This is a genomic window from Borborobacter arsenicus (genome assembly GCF_003934165.1).
GTDB lineage: Bacteria > Pseudomonadota > Alphaproteobacteria > Rhizobiales > Rhizobiaceae > Pseudaminobacter > Pseudaminobacter arsenicus.
Window position 1 is genome coordinate 1 of record NZ_RKST01000095.1, and the last position, 1,209, is coordinate 1,209.

The 1,209-nt window shown below is 65.7% G+C and carries 1 protein-coding gene; it reads right to left on the reverse strand.

From position 1 onward, the window contains the following. Positions 1-1,209, reverse strand: a 1,209-nt coding sequence (locus tag EET67_RS25335) for an ArgE/DapE family deacylase (RefSeq protein WP_128628920.1), incomplete at its 5' end; no start/stop codon positions are given.

Here is a 1,209-nt window from a genome sequence, read left to right on the forward strand (position 1 = left end):
TCACTGCTCGGCGCCGCACCAGTCATAGATGCACAGCGCCATGACCTTGATGGCGGTGAGGTAGTCGTCGATCGACACATATTCGTCATTGGCATGCATCACCGCCGTCGAGCCGGGCCCGAAGATCACCGTCGGCGTCTGGCCATAGCTGTTGAGGAAGCGCGTGTCGGCCGCCCCCTGCCGCCCGGAAATCACCGGCTGCTTGCCGGTCAGCTCGGTATAGGTCTTCGACACCAGCTCGACGATCGGATGATCGCGCGCAATCTCGGAGGCCTCCGCGTCATAGCCGACAAAGCGCACCACCGGCGGATGGTCCTTCATCCACTCGTCCTGGGCCGCCATTTCGGCGATCTTGTCGACCAGGCTCTGCTTGACGCCCTCATGGTCCTCGCCCGGCACCGTGCCGATCGAGCCCTTCAGCACCGCACTGGCCGGGAACGCGCTCGGATAGTTGCCGGCCTGGAACGAGCCGATGATGCAGGGCAGCGAGTCGATGGCGCTCGGATAGAGCGGGTGCTTGACGGTGGCCACCCGGTGGTCCTCCAGCTCCTGCACCGCCTTGACCACCTTGTTGCCCAGCTCGATGGCGCTGATGCCCAGATAGCGCTGCTGGATGCCCGCCGGCTTGCCCTCGACGTCGATCTGGAACCAGATGCGGCCGATGCAGGCCGGCTGCACATGCAGATCGCTGGTCTCGCCCGAAATGCCGGCATCGGCCCTGTAGCCGCGGATCACCGTGTCCAGCGTGCCGTGGCCCGACACCTCCTCGTCGATGACGACATTGATATAGACGTCGCCCTTGAGCTTGACGCCCGCCGCCTTCAGGAACTCCACCGCCAGGATGTGGCTGGCCACCCCGCTCTTCATGTCGCACGAGCCGCGGCCATAGATGCGGCCGTTCTCGATCTTGGCCGACCACGGATTGTCGCTCCAGCCCTCGCCATTGCCCACCGGGATGACGTCGGTGTGGCCGTTGAGCAGCAGCGAGCGGCCGCCGCCGGTCCCCTTGGCCGTGCCCACGATGTTGGGCCGGCCCTCATAGCCGCGCTCGACCGGGCGGTAGCCGGGATGCTTCTTCAGCGCCTCCCAGTCCGTCTCCCACATGTCCACCGCAAGCCCGATCCCCGTCATGTACTCGGCCACAAAGGCCTGGATCGCCGCCTCGTCCCCCGTCACGCTCGGGATCGCAACCATCTTTTGCAGAAACTC